Source organism: Oceanococcus sp. HetDA_MAG_MS8, from assembly GCA_019192445.1.
Classification (GTDB): Bacteria; Pseudomonadota; Gammaproteobacteria; order Nevskiales; family Oceanococcaceae; genus MS8.
In genome coordinates this window covers 168,740-189,639 of sequence record JAHCMK010000001.1, presented here as the reverse complement: position 1 = coordinate 189,639, position 20,900 = coordinate 168,740, and the positions used below count along the sequence as shown (strand labels likewise).

Below are 20,900 nucleotides of genomic sequence, written 5' to 3'. Positions count from 1 at the left end.
CCCTACATGATACGACGAGCGGGCAGCGGAGCTTGGAAACACTGCCGGACCTAGGCCGTGCGCACCTGAGGACCACCCCAGGGCGGCAGAGAAGACATACCCTGGGCGAGGTCTGCCAGACGACGACCGTCGGGGAGCTGCGCCTTAGGGTCCACGCTCAGCCATGGTAGGACCACAAAATTGCGCTCGGCGATCCCAGGGTGTGGCAGCGTTAGCGAAGAGCTACTGCGCTCTTCGTCGGCGAACATCAGCAAATCTAAATCCAGGACCCGAGCTGACCAGCGGGGTCGGTCGCGTCGACGACCCTGCTCGTGCTCAATCTCCTGTAGGAGCGTGAGTAGAGCCATGGCGTCCAATGTGGTGGACCCCAATGCCACGGCATTACAGTAATCCGGTTGGTCCATGCCGGCCATCGGCGGGCTGCGGACAAAATCAGAGACCGCGCCAAGTACCACCGATTGATGGGCCTCAAGCCGGTCTAGCGCCGCCTGTAGCTGGCGTTCAGGCTGACCCAAATTGGCGCCTAGCCCGATGACGAAGGGCGTCACGACTCGGAGGTGTTCGCCCCGCCACGCGGCTTACGCCGGCGCCGCCGTCGACGCCTAGACGGCGCCCCCTCTGCGGAACCACCCGCCTGCTCCTGAAGTTGTGATCGATCCTCGCCTTGCGCATTAGCGAAATGATCCCACCACCCCGGTAGCTCGGCCTCGGCGTCCCCAACCTCGGCGCGCAGCTCGAGGAAGTCCCAAGCAGCGCGGTAGCGCTTATGCTCCAGCAAACGATAGGGGCGCTTACCGCGCCGTTGATGAAATCGGTGCTGTAGGTGCCAGATCTCATTGACCATGGCCGAAAACCGCCGCGGCACAGCGACCCGTGGTAAGACCTGGGCAAAAACCTCATCGGCGGCTGCAGACAAAGCCTGCATTGGCGGCAAGCCCTGGTCGAGATGCTGCTGCTGACGTTTGAGCATGGGGAACCAGAGCATGCAAGCCAGCAAGAAGGCCGGGCTCACCGGCTTGTTCTGACGAATTCGACTCTCGGTACTGGCCAGGGCGGCATCGATGAACGGGCGAACCTTCGGCTGATCTAGCAGCGCCGCGACTGGCGGCAGCAGTAAGGCCAACATGTCGTAGCGCACCAAGGCTGCAAAGCAGGCCTGCGCATGATCGCAAAGGAGCATCTTTTGCAGCTCATCGAAAATCCGCGCCGGCGGCACATCGAGCAATAAAGGACGCAAACTAGCAATGGGCTTAGCCGCCGCCGGGTCAATATTGAAGTCTAATTTGGCGGCGAAGCGCATGGCGCGCAGCATGCGCACAGGGTCTTCGCGATATCGGGTTTCAGGATCACCAATCAATCGCAGACGTCGTTGCTCCAAGTCGGCCATTCCGCCTACGTGGTCGACAATGCTGAAGTCGGCAATGTCGTAGTACAAGGCGTTGATGGTGAAATCGCGGCGCACCGCGTCCTGCTCTAAATTGCCATAGACGTTGTCGCGCAAGATGCGCCCGCTGTCGTCCTGCTCATGCAGACCATCGGCGCTATTGTCGTCCTCCCCCTCATCCGGTGTTCTTGGAGCAGCCCTGAAGGTGGCCACCTCGATAATCTCGTCACCAAAGCGCACATGGGCCAATCGGAAGCGACGGCCAATGAGTCGACAGCGCCGAAAGACCGCTTTGACCTGCTCCGGACTGGCATCCGTTGCCACGTCGAAATCTTTGGGCTGCATACCCAGCAGTTGGTCACGCACCCCACCGCCGACTAACAGGGCCTGAAAACCTGCCTCATGCAAGCCATAGAGCACCTTCAGCGCCGCACGGGAAATGTTTTTGCGTGATATGGGGTGTTGATCACGCGGGATTTTGACGGGCTCAGCGGTCAAAGCATGGTCCGTGGTAGAAGTAGATAGCAGGCGATCACGCCAACGGCGTAGCCAACGAAAAATCAGGCCCAGAGTGTACCGAGTTGCCGACTGACCAGTGGGGGTGAGCGCGCTCATGCGCCAGTGGCTGCGAAATGCAGCGCCAATTTCACCGCGCCCACAACCACAGCAATAAACGCAGCCGTCATGAGTAATCCCATCACAATGAAATGACTGGCTTTACCACGGCTAAAGTCGCGCTCACGATTTTGTGAGGACTGCACTCCGAAGAATGCAGCCAGGGTCGACCACATCACCTGCACCCAGCTGGGTGCGTCTTGAGATTTCGTCTGGTCAGCAGGCTCGGTCATAAATTAGGCGTAGTCCTTGGCGAGCGCACGACTAACTTCCAAGTCACGCGGTGCCTTGTGGCGAATGTCATCTTCCAGCATCTTCTCGAGCTTAGAGCCCACCAAAGGGACTTTGCACACCACTTCCCAGTGCATGCGGTTTTCGGCGCCCCGGTCGGTATCGACGAGCTCCATGGCTGCCTTGACCGTAATCGGGGCGCCATGAATATGAATTTCTAGATGTCCTGTGCGGGTGGTTTTATCCCAGGTATCTGTTTGCTCCACGGTCATGGTGTCACTCACAAACTTCTTGGCAAACCCAGGCACCGGAGCGTCCGAACGCATTTTCATCTTCGCTTTAATGCTAAAGCTCTGGTCATTCGAGCTAGCCTCGAGAATCTCGTGTTCAACAGCGGTTTGGGCGTACTTTTTTGCAAAGTATTCCGGGTCGCAAAACATACCAAAAATGGTATCGGCGTCTTGCTCGAATGTTTGTACGTCATCAAAACGATGAGCCATAGCTACAGTCCTCTATTGTTTGTTGTTGTCGACATGGCGTACATGCCTGGTCTCCTCTGCTCTGCCCCTAGCTGGGCCGAGGCCTTCTGCACCGACGCTTGAGAGCTATGCCTCAGGCTCAGCCGCGCGCTGCGCAACCAGACCTGATCAGTCCCCAAAGCACCGGGCATAGATTACTCGATGGTTTCCGCGACAGACAGGGCATCCTCCAGCATGCGCCGACCATCTAAGCGCACCTGGAGGCGATTCAGGGTAATGAACACTCCCGCCAGACGCCGATGCAAGAACACGATTTCGCGGGGCGGAATCTTGAAATGGCGGGTCAAGGCATTCCGCGCCACCGCCTGACTTACGCGCTGGGGTAGGTCCGAGCGCCCCCAGTCGTACTCTCCCTGACAAAAAGGCTCAACGATGAGCCGCGTCAGCTCAAAGAAGGCCTGCAACACCGGCTCAGGGAAATAACTCCGCATCAGTCCAATGCCCACAGCGCCGCGCAGAACCTCCTCACGATCATCCTCCAAAGCGCCCCGTACGATGCGAGCATAGTCGCGCACAAAGCCCGGAGAAAAGCTGCGCGTTGCGCCAAAATCCAATAGCACCCATTGGTCGGCACCTTGATCATCCAGGCGCAAGCGGTAGTTGCCGTAATGCGGGTCGGTTTGCACCTGTCTCCATACAAAAAACTCTTGCAAGAACAACCACAGCAAGGCCTGCGCTAGGCGCTCACGGCGCGCAGCGCCGAGTTCCGCCACCGCGCTCGCCTTCAGCGAGATGCCGTGTTCGAAGCTCATGCTCAGCACTTCACTACTGCTATAGCGGCTGTAGGTTCGAGGCACTACAAAGCGGACATCGTCCGCTAAGCGTTCCCGATAACTCTCCAGCACCTCTCGCTCATGCAAATAATCGACTTCCCGGTGCAGCATCTCCCGCACTTCTGTCAACACCGGCTCTAGGGATAGGCCTTTGGGCACCAACCGCGAAAAACCCAGCAAGCGAGCAATGGTGCGAATATCAGAGTCAATCGCAGCATCCACTCCGGGATACCGCACTTTGATGCAAAGCGTGTCGCCAGTGTCATGCACGGTGGCGCGATGGGCTTGGCCCAAAGATGCCGCCGCGATGGGCACGCGTTCTACGTCCAGCTCCGCCAGACGTTCCGGCCCCAGGGATTGATCCAGCACCGGACCCACCACATCCCAGCCCACATGATCGGTGTCATCCTGCAAGCTGGCCAAGATATCGACGGCTTCAGGCGGCATGAAGTACTGGCCATACAAGGACAGCATTTGTCCAGCCTTCATGATGGAGCCCTTGAGTTGCCCCATCTCTTGGACCAAGCGCCGCGCCTCTTCGGCGTAGAAGTCGCGGTCTGAGGCCTCGCGGGCATCCTCATCGCGAAACAAATTCGCCATCACATGGCCAGCGGCTCGGAACCCTGTTCCCAACCCCATGCGGGTCATGGCCCAATTGCGTTCCAGCGGGCGCGTTCTTAGCCGCGCTAGCTCGCGGGGTTTATCACTCATGCATGCACTGCGATCCCAAGCTCAGCCCTCATTTTGCCATGCACAGCCTAGCTGGCGCTGGACACTCTAGCGCAGCAGGGTCTCAATCCAATGGCCCGCATTTGACCGCCACAGAGGCGCTCCCCTCAGATGGACCATCAACGGGCATAGCGGTTTTTGACATTGCTGGGGCGGAACTCGCGCACGCTAGGCGGAGGATCCAGCACTTGCGCTGGACCGAAATCCGCTGTCATACGCTGGACAAAGTATTTGTCGTCTTGCACGTCGTAGGTGACAACCGGAGCACAATCGGCGGACTGGATCACGGGATTGGGCAGCAGATGACCCTCTTGAACCCGCCACATTTGCCCGGCCCGGTCGAAGTTTTCCACCAACACCACGTTCCAGGAATCTTCATCCAGGTAAAAACGACGCACGCCAAAAGCGTGGCTCTTTCCGCCGCGCTCGGTCGCCTCCACTACCCACACCCGGTGAATTTCATAGCGCAACGCCTCCGAGTTCAGAGCCGTGGCATGCAATAGGCCATCGGCTCCGGCCCGCGGCCCATATTGCTGAGCCTTGAAGGCGTTATAGCCAATGAGCATCTCGCGCTTGCCTGCGAGCTTCCAATCGTAGTGATCAAAGGCGCCGTTATACATATCGACCATATCGATGTAGAACAGCCCTTCTGCCCCCGGGAAAGGATTGTCATAACCCACAGGGGGAATGCGAAACATCTTTTTATAGCTGCGTGGTAGGGCCCAAATGGCGCGATCCCGTTCCAAAGAGTTCGCCGACTCATGGACCACGACCGTGAAATCTGGCACCCGCAAACTGCTGCCAAACGTGGTGAGGTAATACAGCAAGATGTTTTCCTGGCTGAGATCAGCCGGGTCTGCAATGCTGGCGTAACGGGCCAAAATCTCTTCGCCCTGAACAAGCACGTTGCGGATCTCGCCATTGCCGCCCACCACGGCTTGATTCGATTCTCGGCGCATGGCTTCACCGCGCCAGCGCAGGCGGTGATTCCACATCGCCTCCACCCCGGACTCCGGCGCCGGAAACGGAAAACCTAAACGCGCCCCGCTGATCGCATCAGAGCCTAGCAGGCGGGCCCGCCCACGATTCTTTTGTGTCGCGGAATAGATGGGATCTGGATAAGCCACGCTGCGCCGGCTGGGATACACCGGCATTCGAAACTCAGGGTAGCGCTGCAGCAAGACCCGGTGGCCATCCGATAACCACGGCAGCCAATCATCCATATTGTCGGCCTGAACCACGGCTAAGGGCTGCTCGTCGGCGAAAGGGTTGTCACCGACCTCCTGCGTGCTCGGTAGGCCGCCGGTCCATGCTGGAATTTGACCTTCGGCATTTCCGGGAGCCTGAGCGCCCACTGGGGTAAAGCCCTGAACCTGTGGCTGCTGACGGCGATTAGCGCCCAGCCCGCTGAGCCGCTGACCCCGTTGACGCACGGCGTCTGCTTGCCGAATAGACTGCCCCGCAACGGCGCTGGCGGATGCGTCACCACTGCGTAAATAATCCAGCCATTGCTGGGCGCTGGAACGATAACGGGCGTGGGCTGTGGCGTTTTGAAATGCTCGAACTGCCGCCTGGGTGCGCCCTAACTGAAACTCCGCCTGCCCCAACAACATGGCTGCGGCCGCGCGGCGCTGCGGATCCGGCAGTCGCTGCGTGGCGCGCAGGTGCCGTGCTGCCAAGGACCAATCACCGGCATTGAGTGCAATCTGACCCAACTGCAAAGATGCCTCAGCGGAAGGCGCCAGGCGCAATCTTTCCTCCAGAACAGGCCTAGCCGCCGCATATTCACGCGCTTGCAGCCACAGTGCTGCCAGTTGATCCAGACGTTCGGGGTTGGATTCAATCTCCTCTTGAGCCAAGCCCTCCTCCAACAAGCTTGCCGCAGCCAGCGGCACACCGGCCTTGGCAAAATCGCCAACCAGTCCTAAGCGCTGCTCCGGCCCCACTAATACTCGCAGACGCCAAGCCGCACGGCGGCTGGCCAAGGCTGCTTGGATTTGGCCCCGCTGAAGCTGGGCCCGAATACGCAGCATCCAGGCCGCCGCCAGTTGCGGCTGCGCGTTGAGCACTTCTTCTGTGCGCTGCAAAACCCGAGACCAATCCCCCAGACCCGCAGCGACCTGTGCGTCTAACAAACGATCATCAGTGCTGGGTTTGGCCTGGTCGAGTAACTGACTCACCGCAGACGCCGCCTCACGCCAGCGTTTTTTGCGCGCATAAGCCGCTACCAGTTGGCGTATAGCCACCGGATCGTTGGCTCCTTTTAATAGACGAATGACCTCCAAGTCTTTGCCCAAGCGCGCCGCCAGCAAGCCTGCTTGCTGACGCAGCTGCTGCTGAGCAAAGCCGGACAAAGCATCCAACTCCAAGGCCTGCTGTATGCGGGCATAAGCCTGCTCTGGGTCTCCCTGCGCCGCCGCCTCCGCAGCAATTTGCGCCAGTAGCATGCTGCGCGCATAGGGATCGGTGGTGGTTTGCAACGCCGCCTCGGCGTCATAGCCCCGCTCGGCCTTGTCGATTTCGCTTTGCGAGATGCCCTTGGCCTCACTGCGATACTGCTGCCCGCACACAACCGGGGGAAACAACGCCACCAACAGCAGCAAGGCAGGCCCCAAAATCTGCGTATACCCATGGCTAGTCATGACAGCCAAATCCCTTGGCATGCCTGACAGGGGTGCGCTGCACCCACTCAATTCCAGTTGTATTGATAGTCTTCAAGCTTGAACTCAAAGCGTTGTTGAACCTCACGGGCACCAGCCGACTGTGGGTAAATCCAATGTTTCACCGAGGCAACCATGGCGGCTTCAAATACGCCCTTGGGCTCGGCGTCCACAATACGAATATTGGTGACTCGCCCTTGCGCCGTGACGTAGAACACCACCTCCACCCAACCCTCAATCCCCGCCTCAAAGGCCTCCCTGGGAATTTGCGGTCGCGCTGTCGATAAGGGCACGAGCGTGTCGCCATTGATGCGCTGCCCGCGCCCGCTGCCGCGCCCGGCTCGGCCAGGGGCAAAGCCGCCAAACCCCTCCAAACCCACCGCACTGCCACCCACCTCTACCGTGGGTTCCGCCAATCTCAGCTCGCTCACATCCGATGTGGGCATATCGACGGGCATGGCCACATCCATGGTCATCGCTATCGCTGGCATTTGCGGCGGCGCTGGGGGCGCTTCCACAGGCTCACTGCTGGCCGCATCCTGCTCCGGAGTATCCGGCGGCGGCGGTGCCACGGTGATCAAAGCTTGATCGGCGTCCTGCGTGGCAGCCCCCTCTGGCGGCAGCACCAACCAGTGCATCAGCCAAAACAGGCCAAACACAGCCAGGACGGCGAGTACAGGCAGCGTCAACCAACGCATATCAGGGCCCGTCAGCCGCCACAGCGATCTCACGCACACCGGCTAAGCGCAGCTCATCCATCACTGCCACCACCAGCCCGTGCCGAGCATCGGCATCCGCCTGGATGACGCCAGTGGCTTCCGGGTTCTCCAACCGAATACGCGCCACCGCAGCACGCAGCCCCGCCAAGCGCACCTGACGCCGGTCTACCCAAATCTCGCCCTCGGGCGTCACCGCAACATAAATACTCGTCGCAGCCTGCTTTTGCGCACTTGCCGCTTGGGGCCGATTCACCTCCACGCCGGCCTCGCGGACAAAGCTGGTCGTCACGATGAAGAAGATGAGCAAGATGAAGACGATATCGAGCATAGGCGTGAGGTCCACCCCCTGCTCGGCTTCACGGCGATCATGACGTCGAGATGCCATCAGTCGAAGTCCAAAGAGTCGGCGAAGGCATGCACCGCACGGCGGACACTGCTTCGCAGCCGGGTCAGAAAAAACAATCCCGGCAGGGCAATCACCATGCCCGCCATGGTGGGCAGAGTTGCACGAGAAATGCCTGCCGCCATAGCCCGCGGCTCGGCAGTGCCGGCAACCGCCATCACATCAAAAACGGACATCATGCCGGTGACCGTCCCCAACAAACCCAAGAGCGGGCAAATGGCGACCAATGCAGTGAGCACAGGCAGGCTGGACTCCAAACGCAATGCGGCCTTTGAGATAAGCGCCTCGCGCACCCGGTGAGCCGCTTGCGTACCGCGCTCGCCACGCTGCTGCCAGGCCTGCACCCAGCGTCGGCGTAGCCTCGGCCATGCCAACCACAGTTCCCAGTAACGCTCGAAGACCAACACGAAGAGCACTGTTGCAGTGAGGAACAAGGCTGGCAGCAAGGGCCCGCCGCGGTCCACTAAGGTCGCCACAGACACCAAAGGGTTCATGCCACCTCCGGTGTCAATACTTGGGCCTGGTCTTCACGAAGCTCGGCCAATAAGCCGGCACTTTGCTGATCCAGCACCTGAACAATGCTGCGGCTGCGAGCCACCACCAAGCTATGTAAGAACAGTAAGGGTACGGCCACCACTAGACCCAACACGGTTGTCATCAAGGCCTGCGAGATTCCACCGGCCATCAATTTTGGATCACCGGTTCCAAACAGGGTAATGGCCTGGAAGGTTTCGATCATGCCCGTCACCGTGCCCAGCAGGCCCAGCAAGGGCGCAACAGCGGCCAACAAACGCACCGTATCCTGCAGCCGTTCTAGCCGCGGAACTTCGCGCATCACAGCCTCATCGGCCGCCAGCTCTAGCGAGGAAAAGTCCCGCCCCGCCCCGCTCTGCCTTAAGGCTAAGACTCGGCCCAAAGGATTGTTGGCCTGCGCTTGGCCGGGCTGCTTGAGCTGACGGTTAACCTTAGCCCCGACAACGAGCAAGTACAGCCACTGAACCAAGCCCAGCAGCAGACCGAGGGCACCGAGCCCCAAGATCACGAAGCCAATCACACCACCTTGGGCAATTCTCTCGCGCAGGCTAGGTTTGGACTGCTGCAAACCCAGCAGCAAGCCGCCCGTAGGGTCAATAATCAAGCCCTCAACGGATGCCCCAGCGACCCGCTCCGCCAAACCAGGCTTAGGCTGCCGAGCAATCAACTCCGGCGCACTGCGGCCACCACGCCAACGCAGGTACTGACCATCCTGACTGCGCAATGCAAATCCCCCATAGCGAGTGACGCGCATGGGCTGCAGATCACCCTGAACATCTCCGGCCTGCAGATTCAGCTCCTGAGTCTTGGCTAGGGCCGTAGCCTCGGCCTGCAGTTCCAACCACAGAGTTTGCAACTCCTCACTACTGGGAACATCGGCTACCTGCGTGAGCGCCGTCATCCGCGCCAACCGCTGCGGGTCATCCAAGGTCACCAGGGAATTGTTGAACTGCTCCAAGGCTGTGGTGGCCCCATCGCGTAACACTGCTGCAACGCTTTGCAGGTCACCGCTGCGTTCCTCCAACGACTTTTGCTGAGCCTCGATCTTGCGTCCCTGCGCCGCAATTTTTTGGCGCAAGGCTTCGACCTCCGACTCGGCCTGGCGTACCTGTCGCTGAGCTTGGGCCAATAAGGCCTGCTGCTCCTGTTTGCGACGGACAAAGGCGCGCTCACGCTCGCTTTGCTGGGCGGACTGCTGACGGGCATCTGCACGGACGCTGTCCAGCAGGCTCTGAAGCTCAGAGGCCGCCGCTGGGGTCAGGCTAGAAAGGGCAATGCCGCCGAGCATGACGAACAGCGTCATCCCACGGCCAAACTGGTGAACGCGGCTCATAGTGTGAGCCCCTCGGGAAGCGTTAGCAGACTCGGGGCGGCTTGCTCCTGGGCCACTCGTAGTGCCTTCTGCAGGGAGGGTACCGCCGCTTGCGGCAGCGGGGTGAAGCGCTTGCGCTGGGCTTGCCATTGCCAAGCCATAGACCCATCTAATGACAGGGCATATAAGGCCAGGCGACCCACGGCAACCAAATCCACCAATTGTCCCGCTGCTGCCCCGGGAAGATTGACGCGTTCGGCGCCTAGCTGGCGCCCCAAGTCGGCTTCGGCCTGCCACGCTGCGTAAACGCCGCGGTACTGTTCGGCCAGGGCCGCATCAGGGTCGGCTAATAAGTCACGCACGCCGGCGACTCGAGCCTCGCGCTGATCACGTTGAAAGGGCTGATCGGCGGCAACAAACTCCTCCAGTGCCTCTGCCATCCGCACCAAAACCGGAACCATGTCGGCTTTGGTGGCCTCCACTCTTTCCAGCGCCTGCTCCAGTTCCGCCAACCGTTGCTGTTGTGTTTGCGCTTGCGCCTGCAACTGTTTTTGGTAAAGCCGCAGCTGCTCGGCACGCAGTAAAGCCGCCCGATACTTCAGCAAGGCTTGCCGGGTGGCATCGTCCAGTTGGTCGATCTCGTCTTGTGACAAAGCCGCTTGCCGCGACTGGGCCTGCAGGGCCGACTCGACCTCCTGTACCGACTGCGCCCAGGCCAGCGAAGCCAGGCTTCCACTTAAGCAAAGCCCTAAGGCCCATCCCCTTATTCTCACTCGGCATCTCCTCTTGGTGCCTGTGCTGGTGACAGCAGCGCTCAGATCATCTTGGCCATGTTGGCCAAACGCTGAGCCTGCGTCAGATTCAAATTCCGATACACCGTGGCTGCTATGCGCGGATATCGGGCGCGCAAAATATCCAAATCTGTGCCGTTGAACAACAACAGCCTAGCCGGAGTCAGGCTACGCACGCTGGCAGTGCGGCGTTGGCCAAAATAGCCCACTTCGCCCATAACCGTTCCACGACTCATGATGGACAATTCACGCTCACCCTCGTCGCGCTCCAGGTAAGCCCGCAATTGCCCATCGATGATGACATAGATATCTTCAGCCACATCGCCTTCGGCAATCACACGCTCACCCGCCGGCACTTCAATCAGACGCGACATCAGGGCGAAAGTTCTAGCCTGACGGCCGCTCAAGCCGGCGAACAAGGGAATGGAATGCTGCGGATCGGCGCCCAGATCCAATCGAAGTACATCCCAGAGGGTCACCAAGCGCACCCCAGAACCCAAGGCCGGGGTAAACAACACATCACTCACCCAGGCAAAAGCCAGGGTTGCAGCGGCCAACAAACCAAACTGCACTTGATTTTGCAAAGGCGACAACGCCAAACAAGCAAAGCCGGCGCACAGCGCCACGGTTGTAAAGGTCACCGGCCGCAGCACTCCGCGCAGGGCCACAGCTACAGCCTGCGCTTCATCGGCCAACTGCCTGGAGGCCGCGTTAAACCGCACCAAAAAGTGGATGGTGTCATCCACGGCGACGCCCAGCACAATGCAGGCGATGAGGCTGGTTGTGGGGTTGAGTGGAATATTCAACGCCGCCAACAATCCGTAGTACACCGCCACTGGCATTAAATTCGGCAGCATCGCCATCGCCGCTACCCGCCAGGAGGTAAATAACGCGGCAAGCACGGCGAAGATCACAAGAGCTGCCACGCCGACAGTCAACCATTGACCGGAGACAATCTCCCCAACGGTCTTAGTCAAAAGCACTGAGTCGCCGGCCAAACGCCACTCTAGGCGGCGCGGAAGTTTGTCCAGCTGCGGCTGCAAACGTTCCAATAAACTGGCAATAGCTGCGGAGTTATCTTCATAACTACGCACCACGATGCGTGCCGTCGCCAAGCGCCGATCGACGACCTGGTGCAGCTCCGCTCCGCCCCCAAAGAGTAAGAGCTGTTTAACCACGGCTGCCGAATCTGGGATCTGCGCCGCTTCGTCAACGCTGTCCCCCAGGCTGCGTCGAATCACCTGCAGATGATCAACCACGGACAAGCTAGTGCCCACTTCAGGCTGCTGCTCCAACCACGCCTGTAGAACCTGAACGGAACGAAGAATGTCTGGCTCTACAAAGGTGTCGGCTACAAAGCCTTCCAAGACAATGGAAAAAACGTTGACCCCGGCCAATTTGCTATTGATGGTCTCGAAGTCCGTACGCACCGGATGGCCGGCAGAGAAGCTGCGCACATAGTTCGTGCCCACCTCCAGCCGAGACAAACTCAGCAAACCGGCCAGCAATATCCCCACGCCCAGAAAGACAATGAGTCGACGATGCTTGAGTGCAAAGGCCGCAAAGGTATTCGCGACCCGATCAAACCGGTCTTGGTGCGCCAAACGCACCGGACGACAGTTGACCTTGGCCAGCAACAACGGCAGCACGCACAAGGCCAAGACCGCATCGATGGCAACGCCTAAAGCCGAGAACAAGGCAAATTCCCGCACTGCCAACAAGGGGTTGAGCAGCAGGGCCAGTAGACCGGCCATAGTCGTCACCGCCGTCAGCAGCAAGGGTAGACGGAGATGATCAATGGACGCCGCCGTGGCTTGGTCCATATCCACATCGGGATGGCGCATGCGGCGGACCAAAAAATCGGACTGCGCGTGCATGGCATAGGCCAAGCCCAGGGTGATCACCACCGGCGGCATGATGGCGCTGACGAGTGTTAAAGGGGTATCCATCCAGACCATCAAGGCCAGCACCCACACCAGCGCTGTGCCCACCATCGCCAAGGTCAGCAAAGCGCCTCGCACACTGCGAAAGGCCAGCATGGTGATCAGCCCAGTGAGTCCCAACACCAAGGGAATCAACCACACAAACTGCGCGGCTACGGCTTGGGTCACTGCCACCTTAATCGGCGCTGCGCCGGTGATCCAAACATCCAGCTCCGGCGCGCTCTCTCGCACCGTCGCCTTTAACAGTCCTATTAGGTCCTCAGCAGCAAATGCGTCCTCCGGAGGTTGCGCAAACTCCAAGACAAATGCTGCGGTTTGGGCATCGTCGGATAAGAGCTGCTCGCCGAGCAGCGGGTTCGCTTGAATCGCCGCCCGCAGGGCCTCTTGCTGCGCTTTAGACCCAGCGGGATGACGGGTCACTGGATCTAACAGCAAGCTTCCGTCCGCATCATCGCGGGCCAAAGGTGCATTGGCTAAGGAACGCACTTCGCGAATCTGGCTTAAGCCCTGCAGACGCTCATGAATGGCTTCCACCGTGGCCAGCCCTTGGCTGGTCAAGACCGGGAACTCGCCCACCGCCAGAATGACCGGATCGCGCTCGGCGAATAAGGCCTCCATCTGCCGCTGAAAATCCCGCTCAGGGTCGTTGGGATCGAGCAAACGATCCACGGCTGGATCAATGCGCAGGCGCGTGCCCAACTGCTGCCCTTCAAAGGTCAATAAGCTGGCCAGAGCGAGCACAGTCAGCAACGCCACGCTGCTCAGCAGCCAGCGCTGATAGCGCACCACAACATGACCCAAAGAGCGTTGGGCCATGATTAACGCCCGCGTTGGAAGCTGCGCGGGTCAAACAACCCGGAGCGCAAATCCGGGTCCATACGGTAATCCTGAATATAGAGCTCGGAATGCGTTTGCTCGCGCAAACTATGCAGCTCCACCCGGCGCGCCCACCATTGGCCACCGACCTCCTGTAGATCGTCAGCCTGCGCCACACGCAACTCTTTGACTGGGCCGGCCGCGTCGGCGAAATCGCCATGTACGATGACGCAGGTGGCATCGTCCACGGTGAGATCCACCTGTTGGTACTGACTACTCTCCTCGGAGCTGGGGCGGATACGCACACGCTGCGCCGGACGCTGCTGCCACTCCACCTCAGCCTCCAGCTGGGCACTGCCGTGCGTGAGCAAGCCCCGCAACAGCTTGACATCTTCGTAGCTGAAGTCGGTGCCCCATAAAGACTGCCCCGCCATGCTCCCGCCAATACGCCGCGTACGATTAAGCGCTGGCAGATACAGATACATAGCGTCACGCTCCGGGCCCGAAATGACCAAGTAGCGCGAGCCAGACATATCTGAAGGGGCGAGGATCCGCAGCATCACTGCGACTTCCTGATCCAACTTCATGCCATACACATGAGCCTGTAGTTCACGCGCACCAGAGCGGTCATGCGCCACCAGGCGCACCTCCTGAACCAATGACTGTGACGGCAGGTTCGCACGCATGCAGTCTTGCAGTTCTTGCAAGCTACGCGCAGGGGCAAACCCTACAACCAACATACCCACTGCGACCCAAAGCCAGCGGACTCCTCGCCTCATGTTTCCCCCTACACCCGAGCGGTCATTACAGCGTTCAGTGTACTCAAGTCGAGGCCAGGGACTGGGAGCGCGAAGCTGATGGTTCAGAATTCAATGGCAACTGCTCTATGGCTGCAGGCTTGGATTGTTCAGGATCAAGCTGTATTGCTCCTGTTCTACGGATTAATCGCAAAGCGCGCCGGTGCAACTTGGGGTCTAGCTGAGTGGCCAAGCGCAGCCGAGTCATCATCACCTTGGCCTGCCAATACAGCTCGCCACGTCGCCGCGCCGAAGCCCAGGCCTGCTGCAGGGACTCCTGCGCCTCATCTTCAGCCCCTACCGCAAAAGCCACCTGGGCACGCGCATCAAACATCGCTGCAGCATAGACCTGCGCCGGCCCCGACTGCCGCAATAACGAGGCATGCTGGGCGAGCAATTCCCAGGCATCGTGGGCCCGATTCAACGCCAGCAAAGAAAGTGATTGCGCACGCAATGCCACCGCCAGGAACAAGGGACTACCAAAGTCCTGCGCAATATTCATCGCCTCCGTGGCGAGATCGGGGTGGCGATCATGCTGGCCCGACTGGATGTATAACTCCACGAGGTTGCCGGCGATCCAACTCACCGGGGTCATCTGTTCCGACGCGAATTGATGCACACGCTCCAGTTCGGAAATGGCCTCGCGGGGCTTGCCGGCCGCCGCCATCAACAAGGCATAAAAGCCTCGGGAGAGGTAATTGTCTGCATGCGGCTCCCCGGCTCGCCAGGCGCCATCGTCCTGCTGGTCAAACAAATTAAGCCCGCCACGAATATCTCCACGCAGAAAGTGCGCGAAGAGTATGGGCACGCGAAAGCGGGCGATGAGCTCCTGCCCCCCCTCGGCCTGGCTCAGCGCCACCTCTGCGGCCTGCCGAATGAGCCGATAAGCCTGGCGTGTCGCCCCCGCGTTCAGCAGATGCGTACTGCGAATAATGTGCAGCTCTGCCGCACGCAATGGCATGTTCTGCACCTCGGTCAGATGCTGAGCCCGCTGCATCCACTGTTGAATGTTTGTGGTCTCAGCCCCTCCTAAGGACGTGGATTGGAGTAAAGCAAACAAGGCGCTTTGTTCCAATTCACCTTGGCGATTGCTCGCACTGAGCTGATGTGTCCACTGCAGGGCCTGCCGATACCAGCGCAGGCCTTCGCTGAGCCGCTGGCGCATCCAGTAATTGCCAGCAGCTAGACTGGCCTCGACCGCAGATTCCCAACACTGCGCTGCGGCCCAGAACCCAGCAACTTGGGCCCATACGGCTTCATCCAGAGATCCTTGCTTGAGTTGCTCCTGTAAGGCGGCGGCCAAGCGCTGCAGATACTGGTTCCGCTGACCTTGTAAGAGCCGCTGCGCAGCAACCTCTTGCAACAAGGCCTGACTGAAGCGCCAGTATCCAGGCTGGCGGGCTTGCAGCAGGCCGGCTACAGCGAGATCCCGCAATGGCTGCTGTAGATCCTGCTCGGAGTGCTCGGCGACGATCGCCAGCCAGGCCTCGCTGAAGTCTCGCCCGATCAATGCCGCCATGCTCAATAGCTCGGCTGCCCAGCGCCCTGCTGACTCCAGACGACTGGCAAGCAGCGCTTGTACCGAGTCAGGCAACTCCCAATCCTGGACCCCAGAGCACCATACGCGCCGGCCCATTGGCCCACGCATCCGGCCTTGCTGTACGGCATGCGCGACAGCTTCACATAAGAACAGGGGGTTGCCCTCGGCTTTGGCCAGCAGAGTTCGCCCATAGGCGCTGTAGTTCGCCCAGGGCGCAACCAGCGCTGCCAACAAGCTCCGCATATGTGCAACCGGGAGCGCAGCTAAGGTTTGGACGTGGAAGCCCTCGCCAACGAGCCAGTCTGGACGATGGCCAGGGCGACTACCCACAAAAGCCACACCGCCGCCGCAGTCCTTTAGCTCCATCAACCAATGCTGCAAGAAGTGGCGACTGTCCGCGTCTAAAGCATGCCAGTCGTCCACCCAGAGCAGTAGCTTACGCCCAGTCAGGGCCTGACAAAGATGGTGCGGCAGCTGCGCCAGCTTTTGTTCGCGACCATCATCTGCGGCGGGGTCGTCGCTTAAACCCAAAAAATCCAGCAGCAGCGGCAGCATCTCGGCGAGTTGGGGATACTCCAAAGCAATGGTGGCGGCCACGACCTGCCGGGCGGAGTCAGTGGCCGAGCGAGTATCAACGCCCAGCCAACTCAGCAACATGTGACGGATTGGTGCCAAGGGCCGAGCATCGGCTTGCGAGACGGAAGCACAGCGTAATCGCAGCCATGGACGCTGCGGCAATTCTTGCCATTCTCGCCAGAGCTCTTTGCCTATTCGGCTTTTGCCCAAGCCGGCTTCACCATCTAGCCAAAGAATGGCCGCGTGCTTGGAGTTTTGCCGTAACCGTTGCTGCTGTCTGCGTACTTGTTCCAGGACATCGTGACGACCAATAAGGGGAGCAGCCTGCTGCGCAGCTGCGTCCACGCTGGAGGCCGACGCAGGCTCCACCGCATCCTCGTGCAGTTCGAAGCTACGGATGACTCCGTCCATGCCTTTGGGCCGCAGGGCGTCTCCGGCACGGAGTGGCAAGCGCCCACGCAGTAATGCGGCCGTTCGCTCGGCCAGCAATATGCCGTTCGGGGCGGCCAATTGCTCCATCCGCGCCGCCAAATGTACGGTGTCCCCCTGGGCGGTGTAATCACGACGCCAATCATCAGCAATAGCGCCCACCACCACTGGTCCGGAATTGAGCCCGGTACGCAGAGCCCAGTTCTGGGAATACCCATCGCGCACCTTGCTCGCTAAACCACGCATACGCTCCCTCAACTGCAGCGCCGCTAGCGCTGCCTGCAGAGCGTGATCCTCCAGGGCTGCAGGTGCACCAAACAAGGCCATGAAACCATCGCCGGTGTATTGATTAATGCTGCCACCAGCACCCTCTACCACCGCTGCAGCTTGTGCAAAGAACTCACCGAGCAAGCTATGCCAAGCTTCGGCCCCCAAAGCACGCGCCAGGGCCGTCGACCCGACGATATCCACAAACATAACGGTGACAACCCGGTTCTCGCCGCGCAGCCCAGCACCGCGGGCAGCAGCCTCCGGCGAGGCCGGCTGTGAAAGCTCTAGGCTCTGACCGCAATGCATGCAATAGCGAGCGACCTCTGGGTTCTGGCCACGACAACTTAAACACACCTGTGTGAGTGCTATGTTGGACGGCTCGGCATTCACGGCTTTGCTCCTCCCGGCCGCGCTGGTTCCGGCTGTGGTGAATAGCCACAACACTACCTCAGCCTGACAAACAATGATGGCCGCCACGGGAATGATGGATTCGCAGCTCCGCAGCTAAGGACGCGGCGAGCGTGTTGCCAAGGACTGGCCATCTCGGCATCAACAGACCGGCAGGCTTGAGCCCCAACAGCTTTGCTGCCATTCTTCTTGCCTACATTGAACAGTGGGGAGTCATGCTCGAAGTTGCGTTCTGGTTGCTTGTTGGCCACGCCATGGGCGATTTTGGCTTGCAGTCGGACTGGATGGCGCGCTTCAAAAGCCGGCACAACGCCGACAACCGCATCCCTTCCAAACGCCCCGACCTCATATGGATTCACGTGCTGGGGAGCCACTGCCTCATCCACGGCGGTGCGGTTGCCCTGGCCACGGGAAGTGTCATCCTCGGCGCTTTAGAAACGCTGGCGCACTTCGCGATTGATTACGGCAAAAGTGAAGGCTGGTATGGCTTCCATGTGGACCAATGCCTCCATTTAGCCTGCAAAGCACTGTGGTTAGCCCTCTTGTTCTCCGCCCCAACTAGCATTATCGCGTGAGCCAAGGGCCGCTATATTTAGTCGGCGCAGGTGCCGTCGGGAGCGTACTTGCGGCAGGACTGATACGTGCAGGCCGACCGGTCACTTTGATCATTCGGCCGGAGTCTGAGAAGGCTTATTCCAAACTCCCAGGTCTGCGTATCAGTCATAGTCATGGCCAAGCGGACTGGGTCATACCGACGCCGGCTTATCAAACGCATTACCGGATGCCCAAAGAGGCAGTGGTTTTGGTTGCCGTCAAACACCGTGATCTGGAATCGGTGATGCAAGAGCTGGCCGCACAGGAGCAGCCGCCCCAGCACATCGTGTGTTGCCTGAATGGGGTGAGCGCAGCACGCGCCTTGGCGCAGCGTTTTCCGGATAGCCAGGTGAGCGCCCTTACCGTGATGTTTAATGCCCAGCTACTGGACCGCCTCCACGCGCAGATCACCACGGCTCCAGAATTACTGCTACAAACGCGCAGCGCCGATGTCAGCGCCATGCTGCAAAGCTCCGACTGGGAGCTCAAAGAGGCAGCGGACGCGTCGGTCGCCTGGGGTAAGTTGTTGATCAACTTGGCCAACGCACTCTGCGCGCTGACGCACACCACCTTCAAAGACTTACTGACCGAACCGGCTTTGCGGACCAGCTTTGTGCTCACTCTGGACGAAGCCACGACCCTATTGCGGCAATCCAAGTTGCGTTATCAACTCCCCATACCCTTGCCATACTGGGCCTACCGCTGGGTTCTACTGCATGGTGGGCCCGTCGCCTGGCAAGCCGCGAAACGCCGCAATGGCCTCACTGACCAGAGCTACCCTTCCATGGTGGCAGACCTCAGCCAGGGCAAAATCACCGAGGTGCAAGAGTTGAACGGCGAGATCGTGGGCCTGGCGCACACCATGGGATTGCAGGCCCCAGTGAACCAAAGAATTTGCGAGCTTGTTGAAGCACGCACCACCGACCCGCAACTGCCACGACTGTCAGCAGAACAACTCTTAGACCAACTCCGTCGCGCATGATTTGGTCTTTAGCGGCTCTAGACGGACTCGCGATACCCATGGCCGTGGCCGCACTGGGCTTGGTTGCTGTGGGCTTCGCCGTTGGCGTGCTCTCGGCAGCCTTTGGCATCGGCGGAGGCTTTGTGATCACCCCTTTATGCCACGCTGTGCTGGGCATGCCCGCCCCCTTGGCCGTGGCCACCTCTATGGGGCAAATCCCCTTACTCAGCCTGAGCGGTGTTTGGCGCTATTGGCAATCTCGCAACATCGTTTGGCCACTGGCGAGCTACCTGCTGCTGGGTGCCATACCTGCTGCCCAGGTCGTTGCCTATCTATTAACCCAGCGCCCCAGTGCTGCCTGGCCTGAGGTCATCGCCGGGCAGAGCGTACCCGACCTGATCCTGCTCACGGCCTTCACGCTGTGTATTGGGGGCCTAGGCCTATACAACCTGATGGCGGCACGCAGTACGCAGCAGCGCTGGGGCGGGCCCAAACGCATAGGCCCGCTGGCGCTGGTGCTCAGTGGCCTTGTATTTGGAGGACTATCAGCCATGCTTGGCATTGGCGGCGGGTTTTTTGCCGTTCCTCTGTTCACATATTTTTGCGGGCTGAGCCCCGTGCAGGCAGTTGCCACCTCCTTGTTTGCGGTCTTCGTCACCTCTGCCCTGACCACTGTGCACTATCTTTGGCTGGGCCAGATTTATTTCGGCCTCAGTCTGATTATCGCCATTGGTTCCATCGTCGGTGCCAGGGTCGGCGCTTCTTTGGCCATACGCAGCAGCCCCGGCGGACTGCTGAAGGCCCTGGGCTTGGCACAAGTCGTGATTAGCATGGCCTACTTAGGCATGAAGCTAATGGGCAACTAATGCCCACGGAAGGTGGCACTGCGTTTTTGCAAGAAGGCCTGCACTCCTTCCATAAAGTCATGCTCCCGCCCACAGATCTGCTGTAGACGAGCCTCTTCGGCCATCTGCGCACTCAGATCCTGGGTCTCGGCTTGGTCGACCAGGGTTTTGATTCGCGCCAGAGCCTGTGTGGGTGCCTGAGCCAAACGGCGGGCCTGGTCCCGGGCCTGCTCCATCAGCTCGGCCGCTGGAATCACGGCCGTCACCATGCCCCATTGCTCAGCCGTCGCTGCATCAATAGCCTCACCGCTCATCATCCAGCGCAGAGCGCGCGCACGTCCGATCAGCCGTGGGATAGTCCAGGTTCCGCCCGCATCAGGCACCAGGCCAATGCGAATAAAGGCTTGGATAAATTGGGCGGTGTCTGCAGCCAAAATAAAGTCCGCTGCCAAGGCGATATTGCAACCAGCCCCTGCAGCAGTGCCATTGACCGCCGCAATGACTGGTTTGGGCATGCCTCGCAACAACTCCAAAATGGGGTGGTAGCGCTCCTCTAAGGAGGCTCCGAGATTAATTTCGGCGCCGGCCAGAATGCCGGCATCTTTGTCCGCCAGATCCGCACCCGAGCTGAAGCCACGACCTGCACCCGTGAGGAGCACGCAGCGTATGGCTGGATCCTGCGCGGCCTGGGAAAGAACCTCCCGCAGTTCATTCAGCAGTTGGGAGGACAGTGCATTGAGACATTCGGGGCGATTCAAGGTCACCTCCAAAACGCCTTCCTGCGTGTCCACCAGTAATGTTTGGTAAGCGGCCATATCTCTCCCCGGAATAAACGCCAATGTGCGACGCACTATACCGCCAGCCAGAGCAACGCTGCCCAAGACAGTCTTGAGGCATAGCCTAAACCCAGCTTATCCGTGGCAAAACGTCTTGATTCGCCATGCCTATGCAACGGCCCTAATGGCATAAATTCTGCACGATTCCTACGGGTCCATAGTTCTTAGCCAAACCGTCATAACCTGCCGTCCCTG

General features: G+C 59.9%; 18 protein-coding genes. 3 read left to right on the top strand and 15 right to left on the bottom strand.

Annotation, left to right across the window (positions count from 1 at the left end):
- Window positions 1–50: 50 nt before the first annotated feature.
- From folK to KI787_00785, 14 genes are all read right to left on the bottom strand, one after another.
- Window positions 51–548 carry a 2-amino-4-hydroxy-6-hydroxymethyldihydropteridine diphosphokinase gene (gene folK, locus KI787_00850; protein ID MBV6628477.1) on the bottom strand — a complete coding sequence of 166 codons (498 nt, stop codon included), beginning with the start codon at window positions 546–548 and terminating at the stop codon, window positions 51–53.
- Window positions 545–1,999 (bottom strand): polynucleotide adenylyltransferase PcnB, encoded by a 1,455-nt coding sequence (gene pcnB / locus KI787_00845; GenBank protein ID MBV6628476.1) that lies wholly within the window; start codon window positions 1,997–1,999, stop codon window positions 545–547. The genes folK and pcnB overlap by 4 nt, the downstream gene beginning before the upstream one ends.
- A complete protein-coding gene (locus KI787_00840) occupies window positions 1,996–2,232 on the bottom strand; it encodes a DUF2970 domain-containing protein (protein ID MBV6628475.1) in 237 nt (78 codons plus the stop codon). The genes pcnB and KI787_00840 overlap by 4 nt, the downstream gene beginning before the upstream one ends.
- A 3-nt stretch (window positions 2,233–2,235) precedes the next feature.
- Window positions 2,236–2,730 (bottom strand): DUF2505 domain-containing protein, encoded by a 495-nt coding sequence (locus tag KI787_00835; protein ID MBV6628474.1) that lies wholly within the window; start codon window positions 2,728–2,730, stop codon window positions 2,236–2,238.
- Between the two features lie 173 nt (window positions 2,731–2,903).
- Entirely contained in the window at window positions 2,904–4,253 is a 1,350-nt protein-coding gene (locus KI787_00830) for an AarF/ABC1/UbiB kinase family protein (protein ID MBV6628473.1), read from the bottom strand.
- Window positions 4,254–4,390: 137 nt separating this feature from the next.
- Window positions 4,391–6,913 carry a DUF1329 domain-containing protein gene (locus KI787_00825; GenBank protein MBV6628472.1) on the bottom strand — a complete coding sequence of 841 codons (2,523 nt, stop codon included), beginning with the start codon at window positions 6,911–6,913 and terminating at the stop codon, window positions 4,391–4,393.
- A gap of 47 nt (window positions 6,914–6,960) precedes the next feature.
- Window positions 6,961–7,629, bottom strand: coding sequence for an energy transducer TonB (locus tag KI787_00820; protein ID MBV6628471.1), 669 nt, complete (start codon window positions 7,627–7,629; stop codon window positions 6,961–6,963).
- A 1-nt stretch (window position 7,630) separates the two neighbouring features.
- Window positions 7,631–8,035, bottom strand: a complete 405-nt coding sequence (locus KI787_00815; protein ID MBV6628470.1) for a biopolymer transporter ExbD — start codon at window positions 8,033–8,035, stop codon at window positions 7,631–7,633.
- Window positions 8,035–8,547, bottom strand: coding sequence for a MotA/TolQ/ExbB proton channel family protein (locus KI787_00810; protein MBV6628469.1), 513 nt, complete (start codon window positions 8,545–8,547; stop codon window positions 8,035–8,037). Before KI787_00810 ends, KI787_00815 begins: the two co-directional genes overlap by 1 nt.
- Window positions 8,544–9,341 (bottom strand): MotA/TolQ/ExbB proton channel family protein, encoded by a 798-nt coding sequence (locus KI787_00805; protein MBV6628468.1) that lies wholly within the window; start codon window positions 9,339–9,341, stop codon window positions 8,544–8,546. Before KI787_00805 ends, KI787_00810 begins: the two co-directional genes overlap by 4 nt.
- A 575-nt stretch (window positions 9,342–9,916) precedes the next feature.
- Window positions 9,917–10,672 carry a DUF3450 domain-containing protein gene (locus tag KI787_00800; GenBank protein MBV6628467.1) on the bottom strand — a complete coding sequence of 252 codons (756 nt, stop codon included), beginning with the start codon at window positions 10,670–10,672 and terminating at the stop codon, window positions 9,917–9,919.
- Window positions 10,673–10,713: 41 nt separating this feature from the next.
- The gene (locus KI787_00795) at window positions 10,714–13,449 is read right to left on the bottom strand and encodes an MMPL family transporter (GenBank protein ID MBV6628466.1); all 2,736 of its coding nucleotides are present in this window, start codon (window positions 13,447–13,449) and stop codon (window positions 10,714–10,716) included.
- A 2-nt stretch (window positions 13,450–13,451) separates the two neighbouring features.
- A complete protein-coding gene (locus KI787_00790) occupies window positions 13,452–14,228 on the bottom strand; it encodes an outer membrane lipoprotein-sorting protein (protein ID MBV6628465.1) in 777 nt (258 codons plus the stop codon).
- 43 nt (window positions 14,229–14,271) lie between these two features.
- The gene (locus tag KI787_00785; GenBank protein MBV6628464.1) at window positions 14,272–17,451 is read right to left on the bottom strand and encodes an AAA family ATPase; all 3,180 of its coding nucleotides are present in this window, start codon (window positions 17,449–17,451) and stop codon (window positions 14,272–14,274) included.
- 131 nt (window positions 17,452–17,582) lie between these two features.
- Between KI787_00785 and KI787_00780 the strand changes: the two genes are divergently transcribed.
- The 3 genes from KI787_00780 to KI787_00770 are packed head-to-tail and all read left to right on the top strand — an operon-like array spanning window position 17,583 to window position 19,890.
- Entirely contained in the window at window positions 17,583–18,044 is a 462-nt protein-coding gene (locus KI787_00780; protein ID MBV6628463.1) for a DUF3307 domain-containing protein, read from the top strand.
- Entirely contained in the window at window positions 18,041–19,045 is a 1,005-nt protein-coding gene (locus tag KI787_00775) for an NAD(P)-binding domain-containing protein (protein ID MBV6628462.1), read from the top strand. The genes KI787_00780 and KI787_00775 overlap by 4 nt, the downstream gene beginning before the upstream one ends.
- On the top strand, window positions 19,042–19,890 hold the full coding sequence (locus KI787_00770) for a sulfite exporter TauE/SafE family protein (GenBank protein MBV6628461.1): 849 nt from the start codon (window positions 19,042–19,044) through the stop codon (window positions 19,888–19,890). The genes KI787_00775 and KI787_00770 overlap by 4 nt, the downstream gene beginning before the upstream one ends.
- Here the strand turns inward: KI787_00770 and KI787_00765 are convergent.
- Entirely contained in the window at window positions 19,887–20,684 is a 798-nt protein-coding gene (locus KI787_00765) for an enoyl-CoA hydratase/isomerase family protein (protein ID MBV6628460.1), read from the bottom strand. The genes KI787_00770 and KI787_00765 overlap by 4 nt on opposite strands.
- Window positions 20,685–20,900 lie beyond the last annotated feature (216 nt).

Bases quoted from the DNA above. Each gene is read 5' to 3' on its own strand.
- KI787_00765 (MBV6628460.1), bottom strand. From the start codon at position 20,684: ATGGCCGCTTACCAAACATTACTGGTGGACACGCAGGAAGGCGTTTTG.
- KI787_00835 (MBV6628474.1), bottom strand. From the start codon at position 2,730: ATGGCTCATCGTTTTGATGACGTACAAACATTCGAGCAAGACGCCGAT.
- KI787_00790 (MBV6628465.1), bottom strand. From the start codon at position 14,228: ATGAGGCGAGGAGTCCGCTGGCTTTGGGTCGCAGTGGGTATGTTGGTT.
- pcnB (MBV6628476.1), bottom strand. From the start codon at position 1,999: ATGAGCGCGCTCACCCCCACTGGTCAGTCGGCAACTCGGTACACTCTG.
- KI787_00830 (MBV6628473.1), bottom strand. From the start codon at position 4,253: ATGAGTGATAAACCCCGCGAGCTAGCGCGGCTAAGAACGCGCCCGCTG.
- KI787_00770 (MBV6628461.1), top strand. From the start codon at position 19,042: ATGATTTGGTCTTTAGCGGCTCTAGACGGACTCGCGATACCCATGGCC.
- KI787_00825 (MBV6628472.1), bottom strand. From the start codon at position 6,913: ATGACTAGCCATGGGTATACGCAGATTTTGGGGCCTGCCTTGCTGCTG.
- KI787_00795 (MBV6628466.1), bottom strand. From the start codon at position 13,449: ATGGCCCAACGCTCTTTGGGTCATGTTGTGGTGCGCTATCAGCGCTGG.
- KI787_00810 (MBV6628469.1), bottom strand. From the start codon at position 8,547: ATGAACCCTTTGGTGTCTGTGGCGACCTTAGTGGACCGCGGCGGGCCC.
- KI787_00840 (MBV6628475.1), bottom strand. From the start codon at position 2,232: ATGACCGAGCCTGCTGACCAGACGAAATCTCAAGACGCACCCAGCTGG.
- KI787_00820 (MBV6628471.1), bottom strand. From the start codon at position 7,629: ATGCGTTGGTTGACGCTGCCTGTACTCGCCGTCCTGGCTGTGTTTGGC.
- KI787_00815 (MBV6628470.1), bottom strand. From the start codon at position 8,035: ATGGCATCTCGACGTCATGATCGCCGTGAAGCCGAGCAGGGGGTGGAC.
- KI787_00805 (MBV6628468.1), bottom strand. From the start codon at position 9,341: ATGCGCGTCACTCGCTATGGGGGATTTGCATTGCGCAGTCAGGATGGT.